This is a genomic window from Streptomyces sp. NPDC030021 (assembly GCF_055574035.1).
In genome coordinates this window covers 334,160-350,402 of record NZ_JBVIAH010000005.1, presented here as the reverse complement: position 1 = coordinate 350,402, position 16,243 = coordinate 334,160, and the positions used below count along the sequence as shown (strand labels likewise).

16 protein-coding genes are annotated in these 16,243 nt (G+C 71.9%); 8 read left to right on the top strand and 8 right to left on the bottom strand.

Annotated features, from left to right (window positions below; translation table 11 throughout):
* Positions 1-246 precede the first annotated feature (246 nt).
* From ACZ4YL_RS12675 to ACZ4YL_RS12665, 3 genes are all read left to right on the top strand, one after another.
* Complete coding sequence (locus tag ACZ4YL_RS12675) at positions 247-762, top strand: hypothetical protein (protein ID WP_468116059.1); 516 nt, start codon at positions 247-249, stop codon at positions 760-762.
* Between the two features lie 302 nt (positions 763-1,064).
* Entirely contained in the window at positions 1,065-2,483 is a 1,419-nt protein-coding gene (locus ACZ4YL_RS12670; protein WP_468116057.1) for a cytochrome P450, read from the top strand.
* A 168-nt stretch (positions 2,484-2,651) separates the two neighbouring features.
* Positions 2,652-3,161, top strand: a complete 510-nt coding sequence (locus ACZ4YL_RS12665) for an FBP domain-containing protein (protein WP_468116055.1) — start codon at positions 2,652-2,654, stop codon at positions 3,159-3,161.
* Between the two features lie 22 nt (positions 3,162-3,183).
* On the opposite strand, the gene ACZ4YL_RS12660 is transcribed toward ACZ4YL_RS12665, so the two are convergent.
* Entirely contained in the window at positions 3,184-4,737 is a 1,554-nt protein-coding gene (locus ACZ4YL_RS12660; protein ID WP_468116053.1) for an MFS transporter, read from the bottom strand.
* Positions 4,738-4,820: 83 nt separating this feature from the next.
* Between ACZ4YL_RS12660 and ACZ4YL_RS12655 the strand changes: the two genes are divergently transcribed.
* On the top strand, positions 4,821-6,887 hold the full coding sequence (locus ACZ4YL_RS12655; RefSeq protein ID WP_468116051.1) for a S9 family peptidase: 2,067 nt from the start codon (positions 4,821-4,823) through the stop codon (positions 6,885-6,887).
* Between the two features lie 60 nt (positions 6,888-6,947).
* Here ACZ4YL_RS12655 and ACZ4YL_RS12650 read toward each other — a convergent pair whose 3' ends face one another.
* Together ACZ4YL_RS12650 and ACZ4YL_RS12645 are read right to left on the bottom strand one after the other, a co-directional pair.
* Positions 6,948-7,121 carry a hypothetical protein gene (locus tag ACZ4YL_RS12650; protein ID WP_468116049.1) on the bottom strand — a complete coding sequence of 58 codons (174 nt, stop codon included), beginning with the start codon at positions 7,119-7,121 and terminating at the stop codon, positions 6,948-6,950.
* 158 nt (positions 7,122-7,279) lie between these two features.
* Positions 7,280-8,131 (bottom strand): LysR family transcriptional regulator, encoded by an 852-nt coding sequence (locus ACZ4YL_RS12645; protein WP_468116047.1) that lies wholly within the window; start codon positions 8,129-8,131, stop codon positions 7,280-7,282.
* Positions 8,132-8,226: 95 nt separating this feature from the next.
* On the opposite strand from ACZ4YL_RS12645, the gene ACZ4YL_RS12640 reads away from it, so the two are divergent.
* Complete coding sequence (locus ACZ4YL_RS12640; RefSeq protein WP_468116045.1) at positions 8,227-8,958, top strand: SDR family oxidoreductase; 732 nt, start codon at positions 8,227-8,229, stop codon at positions 8,956-8,958.
* A 374-nt stretch (positions 8,959-9,332) separates the two neighbouring features.
* Here the strand turns inward: ACZ4YL_RS12640 and ACZ4YL_RS12635 are convergent, their stop codons facing one another.
* Positions 9,333-10,844, bottom strand: a complete 1,512-nt coding sequence (locus tag ACZ4YL_RS12635; RefSeq protein ID WP_468116043.1) for an alpha/beta hydrolase family protein — start codon at positions 10,842-10,844, stop codon at positions 9,333-9,335.
* A 258-nt stretch (positions 10,845-11,102) separates the two neighbouring features.
* Between ACZ4YL_RS12635 and ACZ4YL_RS12630 the strand changes: the two genes are divergently transcribed.
* Positions 11,103-12,257 (top strand): sensor histidine kinase, encoded by a 1,155-nt coding sequence (locus ACZ4YL_RS12630; protein WP_468116041.1) that lies wholly within the window; start codon positions 11,103-11,105, stop codon positions 12,255-12,257.
* Entirely contained in the window at positions 12,254-12,916 is a 663-nt protein-coding gene (locus ACZ4YL_RS12625; protein WP_468116039.1) for a response regulator, read from the top strand. The genes ACZ4YL_RS12630 and ACZ4YL_RS12625 overlap by 4 nt, the downstream gene beginning before the upstream one ends.
* 194 nt (positions 12,917-13,110) lie before the next feature.
* On the opposite strand, the gene ACZ4YL_RS12620 is transcribed toward ACZ4YL_RS12625, so the two are convergent.
* The 3 genes from ACZ4YL_RS12620 to ACZ4YL_RS12610 form a co-directional block, all read right to left on the bottom strand.
* The gene (locus ACZ4YL_RS12620; protein ID WP_468116037.1) at positions 13,111-13,287 is read right to left on the bottom strand and encodes a hypothetical protein; all 177 of its coding nucleotides are present in this window, start codon (positions 13,285-13,287) and stop codon (positions 13,111-13,113) included.
* A gap of 56 nt (positions 13,288-13,343) precedes the next feature.
* On the bottom strand, positions 13,344-13,631 hold the full coding sequence (locus tag ACZ4YL_RS12615) for an ATP-binding cassette domain-containing protein (protein WP_468116035.1): 288 nt from the start codon (positions 13,629-13,631) through the stop codon (positions 13,344-13,346).
* A gap of 750 nt (positions 13,632-14,381) precedes the next feature.
* Positions 14,382-15,098: a hypothetical protein gene (locus ACZ4YL_RS12610; protein ID WP_468116033.1), complete on the bottom strand. Its 717-nt coding sequence runs from the start codon at positions 15,096-15,098 to the stop codon at positions 14,382-14,384.
* Between the two features lie 327 nt (positions 15,099-15,425).
* Between ACZ4YL_RS12610 and ACZ4YL_RS12605 the strand changes: the two genes are divergently transcribed.
* Positions 15,426-15,728 carry a hypothetical protein gene (locus ACZ4YL_RS12605; protein WP_468116031.1) on the top strand — a complete coding sequence of 101 codons (303 nt, stop codon included), beginning with the start codon at positions 15,426-15,428 and terminating at the stop codon, positions 15,726-15,728.
* A gap of 295 nt (positions 15,729-16,023) precedes the next feature.
* Here ACZ4YL_RS12605 and ACZ4YL_RS12600 read toward each other — a convergent pair whose 3' ends face one another.
* The gene (locus tag ACZ4YL_RS12600) at positions 16,024-16,206 is read right to left on the bottom strand and encodes a hypothetical protein (protein WP_468116029.1); all 183 of its coding nucleotides are present in this window, start codon (positions 16,204-16,206) and stop codon (positions 16,024-16,026) included.
* Between the last annotated feature and the right edge of the window lie 37 nt (positions 16,207-16,243).

Sequence of the window (16,243 nt, the reverse complement as noted above, 5' to 3'; positions counted from 1 at the left end):
TCGCTCCGAGGCGTTCGACATTCGAGTTGCGCCGGCGGGGACGCATCCGCGGCCTCGCGCGAACGCCGGTGACCAGCGTCTTACAGAGACCTGTGCGCCATCAACCGAGTTGAAGCGGCGCGACGGACCCTGACGCGCCGAACCGCTCGTGCCTCCATCTCACCCCTCGTCAACACTGGTAGCGAATTCAACCTTCTGGGTATCTTGAACGCCGCTCAACGAGCACTTACGACCCAGGAGTTCCCGATGACCATGCCGCCCCGCAGCAAGTCGATGACGGTGAAGAAGCGCTGCAGAGGCGCCCTCGCCGTCATAGCCGCCGTTCTGTCGCTCGCCGCCTGCGACCCGGCCGCGCCGGCCACCACCCCGAGCACCAGCGCCGCCGTCACCGTCAGTGCGAGCCCCAGCCCCTCCGCCGTGTCGGCCAGCCCGAGTCCGAGCGCCAGTGCGACCCCGGCCGCCGACCCCACCACGGCGGCGCCGACCCCTCAGGTCCCGGTCGCCGAGCCCACCACCAAGGCGCCGGAGCCCACCAAGGCCGCCCCCGCCCCGCCGGCTCCCACCCGTACCCGCACCCAGGCGCCCGCGCCGGCGCCCACCAAGGCGAGCACCGACTGCTATCCCCGCTCCAACGCCGGCAACTGCTACAGGGCCGGTCAGATATGCCGGAAGGCCGATGTCGGTACGTCCGGCCGGGACGCCAACGGGCGCACGATCCACTGCCGTGACGACGACAGCGTGGGCCAGCGCTGGGGCTACTGACCGCCCACAGACCGCCGGTTCCTACGCCGCCTGAAGGTCGCCGGGCCGGCCGTGTCCTCCTGCGTGTAGCACCCGACCCCGACGCCGAATCCGTCGCCGTCCGTCGTCCCCACACCCGGCCTGGAGTGCAGGCTCCGGTCTCCATCGCGGCCGCGCGCCCCTGCTGATCCCCCCGCGGAACGGGCCTGGCCGCGGGCGGCGGGGGTGGTCATCCGGCCACTCATCGGCCTGAAGGGACGCCGTCCTCGCCAGGTGCGCGCGGGCGCGGCAGAATCGGCCTTCCGTAGGACGAAGGGGCGGCCATGGCAGTGGGAACGAACTCCGGAGCGGATACGGGGAAGGCGGTGCCCGGACTTGCGGGGGTGCCGCTGGTCGGGTCGCTCTTCGACCTGAAGTCCGACTCCCTCGGTACCTATCTGCGGGCCCAGCACCGGCACGGTGACCTGGTACGGATCACGGCCGGTCCGCCCGGGATGCGCGCCGAGTTGTACTGCGTCTTCTCCCCCGCGGGTGCCCAGCAGGTGCTCGCCTCCGACGCGGCCCGATTCCGCAAGGACAACCACTTCTACCAGGAGGTCCGGGAGTCCTTCGGCAACGGGCTGCTGACCAGTCAGGACGAGGACTACCTGCGCCAGCGCCGGCTCGTGCAGCCGCTGTTCACCCGGCGCCGGGTGGACGGCTACGCCGAGGTGATCGCCGCCGAGACCGCGTCGGTCCTCACCGCCTGGAGCGAAGCCCCGGGCGGCATCGTGGACGTCTCCGACGAGATGACGCACCTCGCCCTGCGCGCCGTCGCCCGCATCCTCTTCGGCACCGACGTCGAGGCCACCGCCGACGTCGTGACCGAATGTTTCCCGGTCATCACCGAGTACGTGCTGCGCCGCGGCTACTCACCCGCCAACATCCCGCGCGCATGGCCCACCCCCGGCAACCGGCGCGCGGCCGCCGCGATGGACGAGCTCTACGGGGTGTGCGACCGGATCATCGCGGAGCGCCGGCGCGCCGGGGCTGGGGCCGAGGCCGGGGCCGACACCGGCGCCGGCGCTCCCGGCGAGGATCTGCTGACGCTGCTCGCCGGCGCCCGCAGTTCGGACGACGGGGAGTTCGACGCCGCCGAGCTGCGCGACCAGGTGCTGATCTTCCTGCTCGCCGGGCACGAGACGACCGCCACCTCCCTCTGCTTCGCCCTGCACCTGCTGGCCCGCCACCCCGAGGAGCAGTCCCGGGCCCGCGAGGAGATCTCCCGCGTGCTGGGCGACTGTACGCCCGGCGCCGCCGACCTGGACCGGCTTCCGTACCTCACCCAGGTCCTCAAGGAGGCCATGCGGCTCTATCCGGCCGCGCCGGTCATCGGACGCAAGGCCGTCGCCGCCACCCGGATCGGGGAGCACACCGTCCCCGCGGGCGCGGACGTGATCCTGGCGCCCTGGGTGACGCACCGCCACCCCGCCTACTGGCCGGACCCGGACCGCTTCGACCCCGAGCGCTTCACGCCCGAGGCGGAGGCCGCGCGGCCGCGCTACGCCTGGTTCCCCTTCGGCGGGGGGCCGCGCGCGTGCATCGGGCAGCACTTCTCGATGCTGGAGTCGGTGACAGCGCTGGCGATGATCCTGCGGGCCTACGAGTTCGAGGCCGTGGACACCGAGATCCCGGTCGGCGCCGGGATCACCCTGCGGACGAACGGCCCGGCGCGCTGCCGGATCCGTCGCCTGGACGGGTGACGGCCGTCCGGACGCGGCCCGGCTGCGGGCCGCGCCCCGGGCTCCGGGCTCCGCGCCCCACGCTCCACGCCCCACGCTCCGGGCTCCGGGCTCCGGGCTCCGGGCTCCGGGCTCCGGGCCGGATATTGGGATGCGGGCAGGTCAGGGCGGGTCGTAGGGTCGATGCCCGTGGAACCACTCACCGAGAAACAGATCCGCTCGTCCTTCGTGAACTGCACGAAGGGCGAGGCGGCGCGGCTGCGGCTGCCGCTCGACTTCGCCGAACTGCCCTGGAAGGACCTGGACTTCCTGGGGTGGGTGGACCCGGGAGCGCCCTTGCGGGCCCATCTCGTGCTGCCCCGGGAGGGCGGTGGCGGTCCGCTGGGGATCTCGCTGCGCGTACCGGCCGTCGGCCGCACCAGCGTGGTGAAGTCCAGCCTGTGCCAGATCTGCCTGACCGGTCATGCCTCCTCCGGGGTCACCCTGCTGGCCGCGCCGCTGGCGGGCGCCCGCGGCCGCGAGGGCAACACGGTCGGCACGTACATCTGCGCGGACCTCGCCTGCCCCCTGTACGTACGAGGCAAGCGCCAGCCGAAGCTGCGCGCCGGGCGGTACGAGGAGTCCCTGACGCTGGACGAGCGGCTCACCCGTATGTCCGACAACCTGGACGCCTTCGCGGCCCGCGTCACCGCGGCGTAGCAGGGCCGAAGGCCCCCGGACCTCAGGTCCGGTCCGCCGCCGGCTTGTGGTTGCCCTGCAGGCGGGCGAGGTCCGAGGGGCGGACCTGGATGACGAACAGCGCGATCAGCGCTCCGACCAGGGTGAACAGGGACGCCACGACGAAGGCCGCGCTGATGCCCGAGGTGAGGACCTGGTCGCCCCACGGTTTCGGGAGCTGCCCGGTGCGCTGGAAGAAGGCCTTCTGCACCGGGCCGGCGGTGCTGAGGAAGTCCGGGATCTGCAGCTTGGCCTCGTTGCGGCTCGCCGTGCCGTAGACGGTCACCAGGATCGACAGGCCCAGCGAGCCGCCCACCTGTTGCATCGTGTTCAGCAGTCCGGAGGCCGCTCCCGACTCCCGGTCGGCGACGTTGGACAGGGCCATCAGCGTCAGGGAGACGAACTGCAGGCCCATGCCGAGGGCGAAGAGGAGCATCGGGCCCAGGATGCTGCCGAGGTACGTCGAATTGACGTCGGTCTGTGTCAGCCAGGCGAGTCCGGCCGCCGAGGACAGTGCGCCGGTGACCATGAAGGGCTTGGGGCCGAACTTCGGCAGCAGTTTCGCGGTGATCGCGGCGCCCACGGCGATCACCGCACTGACCGGCAGGAAGGCGAGGCCGGCCTGGATCGGGCTGAAGCCCAGCACGATCTGCACGAAGAGGGTCAGGAAGAAGAACATGCCGAAGATCGCGCAGGCGAGCATGAGCATGATGCCGTAGGTCCCGGCCCGGTTGCGGTCGGCGAACATGTGCAGCGGGGTGATCGGCTGTGGCGAGCGCCGTTCGTTGAGGATGAAGAGGGTCAGCAGGACCACGGCGGCGCCGAAGGAGCCGAGGGTGACCGGGTCGCGCCAGCCCTCCTGGGACGCCCTGATGAAGCCGTAGACGAGCGAGACCATGCCCAGGGTGGACAGCAGCGCGCCCGCGAAGTCGAAGTGTCCCGGATGGCGTTCGGACTCGTGCAGGACCTTCGTGGCCATCACGGCGATCACGATGGCGATGGGGACGTTGACGAAGAGCACCCAGCGCCAGTCGAGCCATTCGACGAGGATGCCGCCCGCGAGGAGTCCGATCGCGCCGCCGGCGGCCGAAACGCCGGCGAACACGCCGAACGCCCGGTTGCGGGCCGGGCCTTCGCGGAAGGTGGTGGTGATCAGCGCGAGGGAGGTCGGCGAGGCGATGGCGCCGCCGACGCCCTGGAGGGCGCGTGCGGCCATCAGCTGGCCCTCGTTCTGGGCGAGTCCGCCGAGCAGCGAGGCGAGCCCGAAGAGCAGGACACCGAAGATGAAGACGCGTTTGCGGCCGAGGATGTCGCCGGTGCGGCCGCCGAGGAGCAGAAGTCCGCCGAAGGCGAGGGTGTAGGCGTTGACGACCCAGGAAAGGCTCTCGGTCGAGAAGCCGAGAGCGGTCTGGATGTGCGGCAGCGCGATGTTCACGATCGTGATGTCGAGAACCACCATGAGTTGGCAGGAGGCGATGACGAACAGGGCGAGTGCGCTGCCGCTTCCCCGGACCTTGCCTTCGGTCCCGCTGTTGCTCGGCGATGCGTTCGGATCCACCTTTTCGACGCTAAGCCCGCGCCTCTGGGGTCACCACTCGAACAGCCTAGTAATGGTGACATTTCACATGTCACACTACGATCATGGATGACTTCCTCAGGCTCTCCGCGAGCACGGCCCGCTTCACCTACGGCGCCCCGCGTGCCTTCTCCTTCGGGGACGGCGGCCGACTGCTCTGGTTCCTCCGGTCGACGGGCCCCACCGACGCCTTCGACTCGCTCTGGGTGCTCGACACCACCACCGGCGCCGAGACCCGGCTCGCCGATCCCCGCGACCTGTGCCCCGAGCCCGGCCCCCTCCCGGCGGCCGAGCGCCGACTGCGCGAGCGGACCCGGCTCGTCGCCGCCGGCATCGGCTCGTACGCCCTCTCCGGCGACGGCCTGCACGCCGTCTTCGCGCTGTACGGGCGGCTCTTCGAGGTCGCCGCGGGCGGAGCCGGAACGCCCAAGGAGATCCCGGCCGCCGGACCCGCGCTGGACCCGCGGCCGAACGCCGACGGCTCGCGCACCGCGTACGTCACCGACGACGTCCTGTACGTCGCCCCGGGCGGCCGGATCAGCCCGGACGACGGGGCCCGCTGGGGCCTCGCCGAATTCGCCGCCGCCGAGGAGCTGGGCCGCCACCGGGGCCACTGGTGGTCCCCGGACGGGGTCACCCTGCTGGCCGCCCGCGTCGACGAATCCGCCCTCCAGCGGCGCTGGTTCGCCGACCCGGCGCACCCGGAGCTGCCGGCCGAGGACTTCGCCTACCCCGAGGCGGGCGGGCCCAACGCCGACGTCCAGCTGTGGGTGCTCGGCGACGGCGGGACCCGGATACGGCTCGACTGGGACGCCGACACCTACCCGTACGTCTCCGACGCGGGCTGGGAGTCCGCCACCGAGATCCTGCTGACCGTCCAGGACCGGCTCCAGCAGAACGTCCTGCTGCTCTCCGCCGACCCGGCCACCGGCCGCACCCGGGAGCTGTCCCGCACCACGCACCCGCAGTGGGTGGACCCCCTGGTCCCCGGCACCCCGGCCCGCCTCGCCGACGGGCGGATGCTGACCTCGGCCGACACCCCGGACGGCGCCGCCCGCGCCCTCGCGGTGGACGGCGAACTGCTCACCGGGGACGGGATCCAGGTCCGCGCCGTGGCCGGGGTCCACGAGGGCCGACTGCTGATCGAGGCGGGCCTGCGCGACCCGTCCGAGCAGCAGGTGCTGCTGCTGGACCCGGCCACCGGGGAGCTGACCCCGGTCGCCGACGGGCCCGGCGTGCACACCGTGGCCGCGTCCGCCGGGACCCTGCTGCTGACCTCGTCCGACGCCGACGGGGTACGGCGCACCGTGCGCACCCCCGACGGGCGGGAGTTCACCCCCGCCGACCTGTCCGAGCCGCTGCCCTACCGGGTGGACGCGATCCTGGAGCGGGTCACCGAGCACGGCATCCCCGCCGCCCTCGTACTGCCCCGCGACCACGTCCCCGGCCGGCGGCTGCCCGTCCTGGTCGACGGCTACGGCGGCCCCGGCATGCAGGACGTCACCGCCGACCAGCGCCGCCGCCAGCACCGCCAGTGGTGGGCCGACCAGGGCTTCGCGGTGGTCACCATCGACAACCGCGGCACCCCGTACGTCTCCCCCGCCTACACGCACGCCATGTACCGCGGCTTCTCCGAGGTCACCCTCGACGACCAGGTCGCGGCGCTCCACGCGCTCGCCGCCCGCCACACCGACCTCGACCTCGGCCGGGTCGGGGTGCGCGGCTGGTCGTACGGCGGCTACCTCGCGGCCATGGCGGTGCTGCGCCGCCCGGACGTCTTCCACGCGGCGGCCGCCGGGGCCGCGCCGACCGACTTCCGGCACTACGACACGGCGTACACCGAGCGGTACCTGGGCCTCCCGCAGGACCAGCCCCCGTCTGCCGACGCGTACGAGCGGGACTCCCTCATCCCGGACGCCCCGGAACTGTCCCGCCCGCTGCTGCTGATCACGGGCCTGGCCGACGACAACGTCCACCCGTCCCACACCCTGCGCCTCTCCCAGGCGCTCACGGACGCGGGCCGTCCGCACCAGCTGCTGGCCCTCCCCGGTGTCACCCACATGACCCCGGGCGGCACGCGGGAGAAGCTGATGGCGCTGGAACTGGAGTTCTTCCGCCGCGAACTGGCCTAGGTCCGGTCTCCCCCGCCGGCCCGCTACCGGCGGGGGGGGGTGTCCGGCCGGGCGGTCAGGTCAGGGCCTCGGGGCCAAGACCATCCGGATCAGGGCGGTGAGGACCACAGCTGCCACCGGTGCGTACCACCAGCGCCGCAGCCGGCCCGTGTTCACGCAGACGGCCGTGACCGCGACGGCCAGGAGCTCCACCGACAGGCCGAGCCCGGTCATCAGGCGCGCCGTATCCGTCACCGTACGGTCCCACGGCCCTCCAGAGCGGGGTTTCAGCCGCATGTGACTGGTCGAGACAGATGTCACCTGGCTTCGATATCCGTCACCCGCCTCAGCTCGGCGGGCCGCCATCATCGAGCCGGGCCACGATAGGTGGAACCTGGCCAGGCATGTGGGAACTACTGGAGACGTATCGCGGTCCGGACAAGGTCGGCGACGGCTCTGGACCGGCTGTGCGGGGGCCAGGCAATGACGGTGGTAACTGCTGGCGCGTCCAGCACGGGCACGGCGGCGAGGTCATCGTGCAGCTGGGCTCGGCATGACTCCGGTGCGACCGCGCACGCGCGGCCGAGCGCGACGAGCTGCAGCAACTGTGCTTGGTCGCGGACTTGTGGGCCGGGGCCGGGCGGGTAGGTGCCGTCGGGGTCGGGCCAGCGTGGCAGGGGCAGGCCAGGCAGGGCGGTGATGTCGGCCATGTGCACATGGGCGCGGACGGTGAGCGGGTGCCCGGCCGGCAGGACCACAACCTGGCCCTCCGTGCTGAGTTCTTCGGTGTGGAACCCGGCTGTCGAGTCGAACGGCCGGTGCAGCAGCGCCACGTCGGCCCGGCCCTCGCGCAGGAGTCGTTGCTGCTCGGCAGGGCCGCACAGGATGACGTCGACGGGGACCGCGCCGGGTTCGGCGGCGTACGCGTCGAGCAGTTTGGCCAGCAGTTCTCTGGACGCGCTGGCCTTCGTGACCAGGGCCAGGCCGGGACGGCCGGTCGCGGAAAGGCCTGCGCGGCGGGTCCGGCGCTCGGCGGCGTCGACCGCGTCGAGGGCCGCCCGGCCCTCGGCCAACAGCACCGAGCCGGCCGCGGTCAGCGTGACGGCGCGGCTGGTCCGATCCAGCAGTGCTGCCCCGAGGCGGCGTTCGAGCTGCTGGATCGCCCGTGACAGAGGCGGCTGCGCGATCCCGAGCCGCTGCGCGGCCCGCCCGAAGTGCAGTTCCTCAGCGACAGCGACGAAATATCGCAGTTCCCGCGTCTCCATGCCGCCACGGTACTCCGGATCAATACCCTGACGGTATCGCTGTCTACCCGATCGGTCTTGGACCCCCGCCGGGGTCCGAGAGCAGCATGGTCCCCATGAGCGAACGAACGATTGCGCTGGTCACCGGCGCGAACAAGGGAATCGGCTACGAGATCGCCGCGGGCTTGGGCGCCCTCGGCTGGAGCGTCGGCGTCGGCGCCCGGGACGATCAGCGCCGTGAGGCAGCGGTGGAGCAACTGCGCGCGGCCGGCGTCGACGCGTTCGGCGTTCCGCTGGACGTGACCGACGACGCGAGCGCGACCGCCGCCGCACGGCTGATCGAGGAGCAGGCGGGGCGCCTCGACGTGCTCGTCAACAACGCCGGCATCGCCGGCGGCATGCCGCAGGAGCCCACCCGGGTCGATCCCGCCACCATCCGGACGGTCGTGGAGACCAACGTGATCGGCGTCATCCGAGTCACCAATGCGATGTTGCCGCTGCTGCGCCACTCCGCCTCACCGCGGATCGTGAACATGTCCAGCAGTGTCGGCTCCCTCACCCGGCAGTCGGGAACTGCTACTGAGCAGACGGCGGGTCCGGTGGCTGCGGCGTACTCGCCGTCGAAGACGTTCCTGAACGCCGTGACCCTCCAGTACGCCCGGGAGCTGAGCGGCACGAACATCCTGATCAATGCCGGCTGCCCCGGCTATGTCGCGACCGACCTCAACGGCTTCCGCGGCGTGCGTACCCCCGAACAGGGCGCGGCGATCGCCATCAAACTCGCGACCCTGCCCGACGACGGCCCGACCGGCAAGTTCTTCGAAGACGCTGGCGTAGTGCCCTGGTGATGTTCACGGCGGTCATCGGCCGCCGGGTGAGGCGGCTTCGCCCGCGCGTCTCGAACCGGTATGTCGACGCGGGTTCCAACATGAAGGGCAATTCACCGCAGGTTGCAAGCAGTGTGACCATGTGGTTCCAGCAAGCGTGACCTGCGGCGCCCGAATCGCAAGGTGCCGAATGGGACATGTACTTCGAGGAGCCTTCGGCCGAGGCCCCGCCGGTTGAGCAGCTCCTTGGGTGGGCGTGCCCGGAAAGGGTCACTGCCCCCATGAACGACGGCGTTGAGGTGTTCGCTCTGCCGCAGCGGTTGACCGGGGCGCTGGCCAACGCGAGCTCCGCCGGGCTGGAAGAGCTTGCAGGCCGCTGGCGCGTGTTCGGCCCATCACGGGGTCAGCCCCGAAGTCCCCCGAGCCCCTGATGGTGAGACCGTGTAGACCTTCCCGTAGGCCCGGAGGGTTTCGGCCGGGTCGCCGGGGCGGCCTCGCAGGACGGCGTCCAGGAAGGCGAGGGTGGCTCCGGCGACGACGCGCGGGCTCTCGGTGCGGCCCAGGGTGCCGACGATCGACGGCACCGGCGGCAGATAGAGCGGGCCGTCCATGAAGGTGAGGTGCCCGGCGCCGGGGACGGCAAGCCGGTAGCTCGTCGCGGTGCTGTGCTCGAGGGCGTCGGTGAGGCGGGGCAGGTAGCGCGGGTCGGTGCCGGCGGTGATCTCCTGGGTGAGCGCGAGCGCCGGCTGACCGAGGGCGGGCACGGTGGGGCCGTGGGGGTAGCCGTCCAGGTCGACGACTGCGCCGAACCGGCGGTCCTGCCGGGCCGCCTGCAGGGCGGCGGCACCGCCCAGGGAGTGGCCGGCCACCGCGGCGCGGCCGGTGTCCAGGCGTCCGGTCAGCGGGTCGGCGGTCTCGCCCCGGTCCAGCTGTTCCAGCCGGGTGAGGACGAAGCCGAGGTCGGCGGCCCGGACGGCGGTCCAGCCCGCCGCCAGCTCCTCGTCCCGGTCCCGGTCCCCGCTGGAGGCGGTCGTGGCGCGGATCGTGCGGCCGTCTGCGAGGACGACGACGGCGGAGTCGTACGGGTGGTCGAGGGCGGCGACCAGGTAGCCGTGGCCGGCCAGCTCCTCCGCCCAGGCGGTGTTCTGGGTCCGCACCCCGCCCGACCCCGGGGAGAACAGGACGACCGGGAACCGTTCTCCCCCACCGGCCACCGGGGCGTCGACGACCGCACGGCTGCGAGCCCGCGGGACGCCGTCGACCAGGAAGCCGGGCAGGCCGACCCCGCCGGCGAGGGCCTCGGCGACGGTGCGCGCCTCCTGCTCCGTGCGTCCCAGGTACTGGGCCCGCTGGGTGCCGGCGGGGCTGTTCTGCGCGGGGTACCAGAGCTGGGCCACGACCGTGCGCCGGTCCTCCGGATCGGCGGTGAAGCTCTCGGGGCGGAGCGGGTCGGTCCACTGCACCACCCGGGTGCCGACCGCGAAGCCGCCCGACGGCTCGGGGAACTCGGGCACGGGGAAGGCCCAGGCCGCCACCGGGCCCATGGCGATCAGGCCGGCGCAGGCCAGCGATCCCGGCAGGGCCAGCCACCAGCGGGCCCGCCACGCCGGTCGTCCGGTACGGCGTCGCAGCAGGGGCGGGAGGGCGAACGCCGACGCCAGGGCGGCGCCGGCCAGGACCGGCAGCAGCTGCCAGCGGATCCCCACCACGCCCAGCACGGTCGCGGACGCCACGAGCACCGCCCCCGCCCCGGTCGTGACGGGCCGGCGGGCGGCCGGGGGGAGCCAGCGCGCCACCAACAGCGCGAGGGCACCCAGCAGGACGAGGACTTCCGGAAGGGACATCGACAGCCCCGTGATGGTTTCGGTCACCCGGCCATGCTCGACGCCGGGTCCGCGCCGCCGCATCGGTCCCGGGTCGCCGCCGGTTGCCACTCCGGTCGCAACCCGGGCGGGCCGCGGTGCGACCGGAGTGGCAACCGGTCACGCCCGTCCGGCGGCCGCTCTGCGACCGCGGGAGGTGGTGGGCCTCCTCCTGTGGTCGTACCCCGGCAGGGTGCGGTCGGACGGTGGGCTCATGCGCGCCGCCGCCCCGCGGCCTAGGCTCCGGCTGTACGCGCTGACGGTCCCGGTCGGGCCGGCACGACGACCGATCGACGGGGAGGTGTGACGGTGCGCCACCGGGACCGGGTACCGCCCCTGGTGTGGGACGCGGCGCTGCCGATCCTTCTCCTCCTCCACGTCGTGACCGCCTACCCGGCGCGGGAGCTGCCGGTGGCCGCGGCGCTCACCGCCGCCCTGGCGCTCCCCCTGCTGTGGCGGCGCCGGGCCCCGCTCGCGGTGTTCGGCGCCGTGGCGGCCGCGGCCTTCGTCCAGTGGCTGATGGACGTCCAACTGCCCGCGGACATCGCCCTGCTGGTGGCCCTCTACACGGCGGCCACGCACACAGGCCGGCGCGGCACGCTCCTCGCCGGTGCCGTCGTGGAGGGCGGAGCCGTGCTGGCCTGCCTGCGCTGGGCAACGGACGGCGCGTTCCTGACCCCCTTCGTCGCGCTCTCCGCGACGGTCGTCGCCGCCGCCGTCCTCGGGGTGAACGTGCGGACCAGCCGGGCCTACCTCGCCACCGTGCAGGAACGGGCCGAACGGCTGGCGCTGCACCAGGAGCAGCAGGCACGGCTGGCCGTCGCCGAGGAGCGGGCCCGGATCACCCGCGAGATGCACGACATCGTCACCCACAACCTGTCCGTCATGGTCGCGCTCACCGACGCCGCCGTCTACGCCCAGCACAGGTCCCCGGACCGGGCCACCGCCGCGATGCTGCAGATCTCCGAGACGGGCCGGCAGGCGCTGACCGACATGCGGCGCTCGCTGGGCGTCCTGCGGACCGGCGAGCGGGACGCGGAGCGCCACCCGCCGCCCGGCATCGCCCAGCTGGAGGCCCTCGCCGACCAGATGGGCGCCGCCGGGCTGCCGACCCGTCTGGAGGTCCGCGGCGGCCACACCCACGTCCCCGCCACCGCACAACTCACCGTCTACCGTCTGGTGCAGGAAGCCTTGACCAACACCCTCAAGCACACACCCGCCGGCACCCGCGCGACGGTCCTGGTCGAGTGCTCGGCCCAGGCCGTCGGCGTGGACGTCACCGACAGCGGCCCCCGCCCGGCGCGGCCCGCCGCCGCACCGCCCGGCCACGGCATCCCCGGCATGCGCGAGCGCGCGGCCGCCTACGGGGGGACGCTGCAGGCCGGACCGCTTACGGGCGGCGGCTGGGGCGTCCGTACCCGACTCCTCCTCAACGGCGGCGGGGCGGCCTCCGCATGACGATCCGCATCCTGATCGCCGACGACGAGGCGCTGCTCCGGATGGCCTTCGGCATGGTCCTGGAGGCCCAGCCCGACATGACACCGGTCGGCGAGGCCGCGGACGGCGCCCAGGCCGTCCGCCTCGCCCGGGAGCTGCGGCCCGATGTCGTCCTCATGGACGTCCGGATGCCCGGGACGGACGGGATCGAGGCGACCCGCCAGGTCGTCGAGGTCTCCCCGCAGAGCAGAGTGCTGATCCTGACCACCTTCGACCTTGACGCGTACGCCTTCGCCGGTCTCGCCGCCGGAGCCTCGGGCTTCCTGCTGAAGAACACCAGGCCGGAGGAGCTGCTCACCGCGATCCGCAACGTCGCGGCGGGCGACGCGGTGCTCTCCCCGCGCATCACCCGGCGCCTGCTGGAGGACTTCCGTCCGCACCTGCCCGACGGGGGCACCGCCGTCCGCGACGAGCGGCTGGACCGGCTGAGCGCCCGTGAGCGCGAGGTGCTCGTCGAGGTCGGCCGCGGCCTGTCCAACGCCGAGATCGCGGCCGCGCTGTACCTCGCGGAGGCGACCGTGAAGTCCCATCTGGGGCGGATCCTGCACAAGCTCGAACTCCGCGACCGGATCCAGGCCGTGGTCTTCGCCCACGACAACCACCTGGTCCGCCCGGCCTGAGAAAGTGAGGTGGACCGCAAGCTCGTCCTGGACGCCGCCTGCAACGTGCGCGCCGCCCGAGCCCTCTACCTCTGCACCTGTCCCGCGCCGAAATCTCGATCGCCCGCCACTGCCACGAGCAGCCCCCCACACCCGCCCGAACCTGCGCCTGCTCCCAGGCCGGAGGCACGGACAGGGGGTGAGGAGTTGTTGCGTCAGTCGTTTGTGGGGCGCCAGATCCGGCTCCGGCGTGTCGCGATCTCAGCGCATATGACGGCGATGATGACACCGCCGATGGCGATACCGAGGGAGCCGGCGGCCACGCGCCCGGCGGAGAGTTCACCTCCGTCGCCGATGGAGAGCAGCATCTGGCCAAGTAGGTACGTAGCCACTCCGGCGCCTGCTCCCACGACAACGAGGGGAACGGAGAGGTTCCAGAGGGCCACCCTCAGGTAGAAGTTTCTGTCGCTCCGGAACGACGCCACCGCTCGCCTGCAGACGCCTGGGAGATGTCGACGCCGGCGATGCGGATGACACCGGACGAGGCGGCGATCAGACCGCTGAGGCAGCAGAGGAGAGTTGTCTTCCCCGAGCCGCTGGGGCCGGTCACCGCTGCGGATGACCCGGCAGCAACACCAAGGGAGAGCCCGTTCAGAAGACGGCGATCACCGATGCTGTAGTGCAGGTCTTTCACTTCTACTGCGGCCGTCTTTCGATCGTGCAGGCCGGTTCTCATGCTTCCTCGTTGTCAGCCGGGCAGCGCGGAGCCGGGTGTACCGAACATCCCGGCTCCGCGCGATGAGCATGTGCTGGATCAGGGCCGGTACTTCCAGGGGCCGTAGGAATCGGTTGCCCAGTCACGAATCTGCTGTGAGCGGTGCTTCTTGACCCGGTTGGTGCTGCTGAGATCGAATCCGCCGTTGCAGGTTCCGTTTCCCGCCTGCGCCCATGCCTCGTGTGTGGAGTTGTCGTCCCGCGTGAAGTGCGCAACCGGCGTTCGTGTGCTGGCTGGGACCGGCGACGGCCGACACATATTCGCCAACGCCGAAGCCCTCAAGGCTTGCGCGGGAGCCTTCGGTCACCAAGGCCGGCGGCAGAAGCTGCATGGCCATGAGTCGGAAGGTCAAGGACAGGCGACGTGCCTGCGTCGTTGCAGGATCCACCGGTGTACGGGCGGTGTCAGGCCGGCGCCCACGATGAATCCGAGCACGACGCTCTGGCTCGCGAACGCGATAATCCCGATAACTGCGCACAGAACCAAGCCGGTCACAACGAGGCCCATGACTTTAACGCGCGGAGTTAGCTGGTTCAGCCATTTCACCGTCGAGAGAGTCGTGAGATATGCGGTGGAGCCGAAAGCGGCCGACGCCAGAATAGTTAGAGTATTCATTCCGCAACCTTTCAGAATCGGAAGCCGAGATGTGTCTCTTCGGCCGCCAGGATCAGCCGCACTCCCCCCTTCGGGATCACTTGGCTGCCAGTCTGTTTACCTGCAGTATCCGTCGCCCGCACTGCCCTTGTAAGTGCCGCTTCCGGCCACGGCTGCCGCCGGAGAAATGGGTGCCAGCGCGGGGTTGACCTTGAACTTGATGCATTGATCGGTCGCGACTGCGTACCCCGCGATCCCCGTGAGGGATCGGCCCCCGACGACCGCGGCCGGGTGCGGGTGCGGGTGCGGCAGCCAGGACACAACAGTTCCGCCGAGGGCGAGGACCTTGGTCTCACTCTTGTTGAAGTACACGGTGCCAGAGATGATGCCCCAGGTGTAGTGGGGGTCGGCCACCACGGGGTAGGCGGTGTCCGGGCTGGTCCGGATGGTCTGGACGAGGGTGTTGCCGTCGAGGCTGTAGCTCGTGGGGACTGCCTTGCCGTTCGCGTCCTTCGCCCAGGGAGCGTCGATGTGCCCGCGGACGACAACGCCTGCGCCGCCTGCGGAGGTGACGATGTCGTAGCCACCGGTTCCATCGGCGATCAGGGAGGCGCCGTCGGGCAGGCCGAGGTCGAAGCGCTGAGTGGTGGGGGCGGCGGCGTTCTTGAGGGTGACCAGGGCGCGGGCGCCGCCGTCTACGGTGGCCTGGGTGGCGAGGTCGGTGTGCGCGGCCGCGTTGGGATAAACGGTGGTGCCGGCCGCCGAGGGGGTACCTGCGGCGTTGACCGCTGCGGGTAAGGCCATCGTCACTGCCGAGCCGTCAGAGGCCGCCACGGTCACCTTCCCCTCAGCGCTGGCCGGGGTGGTCACGGTGACGAGGCCGCGGTCCGTCGAGGATGGGCACGCCGCCTCCGCCTCAGGGCACGTACCCCTACCGCAAGCGCGGCAGCGCAGATGCCTGCCGCCAGCCAGGGGGCCGCGCCCTTGACCATGTCGGCCGGCGTGGGGGCAGGGTCGTGGCAGTCAGGGGCTGCGGGTTCCACCCGCAGTCGGGCCCAGACCTTTGACGGCGCCCACTTCTCTCGCCAGACCACCGTGTACAGACCCGGCTTCGCGTCGCACCTGATACGGACGACCGCGGAGACCCTCCTCGCTCCGTACATGACCACTGGTCGCGTGAACGCCGACGAGGTCAACGTGACACCTCCGTCGCCGCCCATCCCCAGGCCGTCGGTGGCCGTCATCTCCCCGCCGGCCCGCACCGACCGTACGTCCCATGGGCTCGCGGGCCACTCCACATCCGCGGGCCAGTGCTCCTCCTGGGGCTCGGGCGGCAGCTCGGAGACCCGCCTCGCGCACGCAGCCCGCTCCGTCTCTTCGGCCGGAGCCACCCGGACGCTCCCCCAGAGCCGCGTGACCTCGGAGGGGTTCCGGTCCCCGCCTGATCCGATGCGCACCTCGTAGGCCCCGGGCGCAGCGGTGCAGGAGATCGTCATGACCGCGGTAACGTGCGGATCGTTCATCCTCATCCGGCCATCGGCGGTGAACGCTTCGGAGAAGACCCTGTCGCCGTTGCCGGCGGCGTCCTGCACGCCCACCGAGACGCTGACCTGCTCTCCAGGCCGAACCGACTGGTCGGCGCCACTTTGAAGCGGCAATGGCACATCCGTAAGCGGAGCGGCCTGCACGCCCTCCGCCCCGAGTGACATGAACAGCGGAATCGTCAGGACTGCCGCGCCGATCCACGCCCGTAATCGCTTCATTTGTCGCCTGTCTGGACTTGTTGACGATCTTTCACACCGCTGCCCACTCTGCCCTCTTCGTCGAACTGACGCACTAACACACAGCGATGACAGGCGTCATCACTGCGCTCAGGAAGCAAGTCATTGAGATCAAAATGGTTGACCGCACTCGCGCTCGGCACCAGCACCGTGCTACTCACCGCCCCCGCTGCCCTGGCGGCGTCGGCGGCCCCCTCT

Bases quoted from the DNA above. Each gene is read 5' to 3' on its own strand.
- ACZ4YL_RS12655 (WP_468116051.1), top strand. From the start codon at position 4,821: ATGGATGACTTCCTCAGGCTCTCCGCGAGCACGGCCCGCTTCACCTAC.
- ACZ4YL_RS12645 (WP_468116047.1), bottom strand. From the start codon at position 8,131: ATGGAGACGCGGGAACTGCGATATTTCGTCGCTGTCGCTGAGGAACTG.
- ACZ4YL_RS12670 (WP_468116057.1), top strand. From the start codon at position 1,065: ATGGCAGTGGGAACGAACTCCGGAGCGGATACGGGGAAGGCGGTGCCC.
- ACZ4YL_RS12615 (WP_468116035.1), bottom strand. From the start codon at position 13,631: ATGAGAACCGGCCTGCACGATCGAAAGACGGCCGCAGTAGAAGTGAAA.
- ACZ4YL_RS12675 (WP_468116059.1), top strand. From the start codon at position 247: ATGACCATGCCGCCCCGCAGCAAGTCGATGACGGTGAAGAAGCGCTGC.
- ACZ4YL_RS12625 (WP_468116039.1), top strand. From the start codon at position 12,254: ATGACGATCCGCATCCTGATCGCCGACGACGAGGCGCTGCTCCGGATG.
- ACZ4YL_RS12635 (WP_468116043.1), bottom strand. From the start codon at position 10,844: ATGCGGCGGCGCGGACCCGGCGTCGAGCATGGCCGGGTGACCGAAACC.
- ACZ4YL_RS12605 (WP_468116031.1), top strand. From the start codon at position 15,426: ATGACCACTGGTCGCGTGAACGCCGACGAGGTCAACGTGACACCTCCG.
- ACZ4YL_RS12640 (WP_468116045.1), top strand. From the start codon at position 8,227: ATGAGCGAACGAACGATTGCGCTGGTCACCGGCGCGAACAAGGGAATC.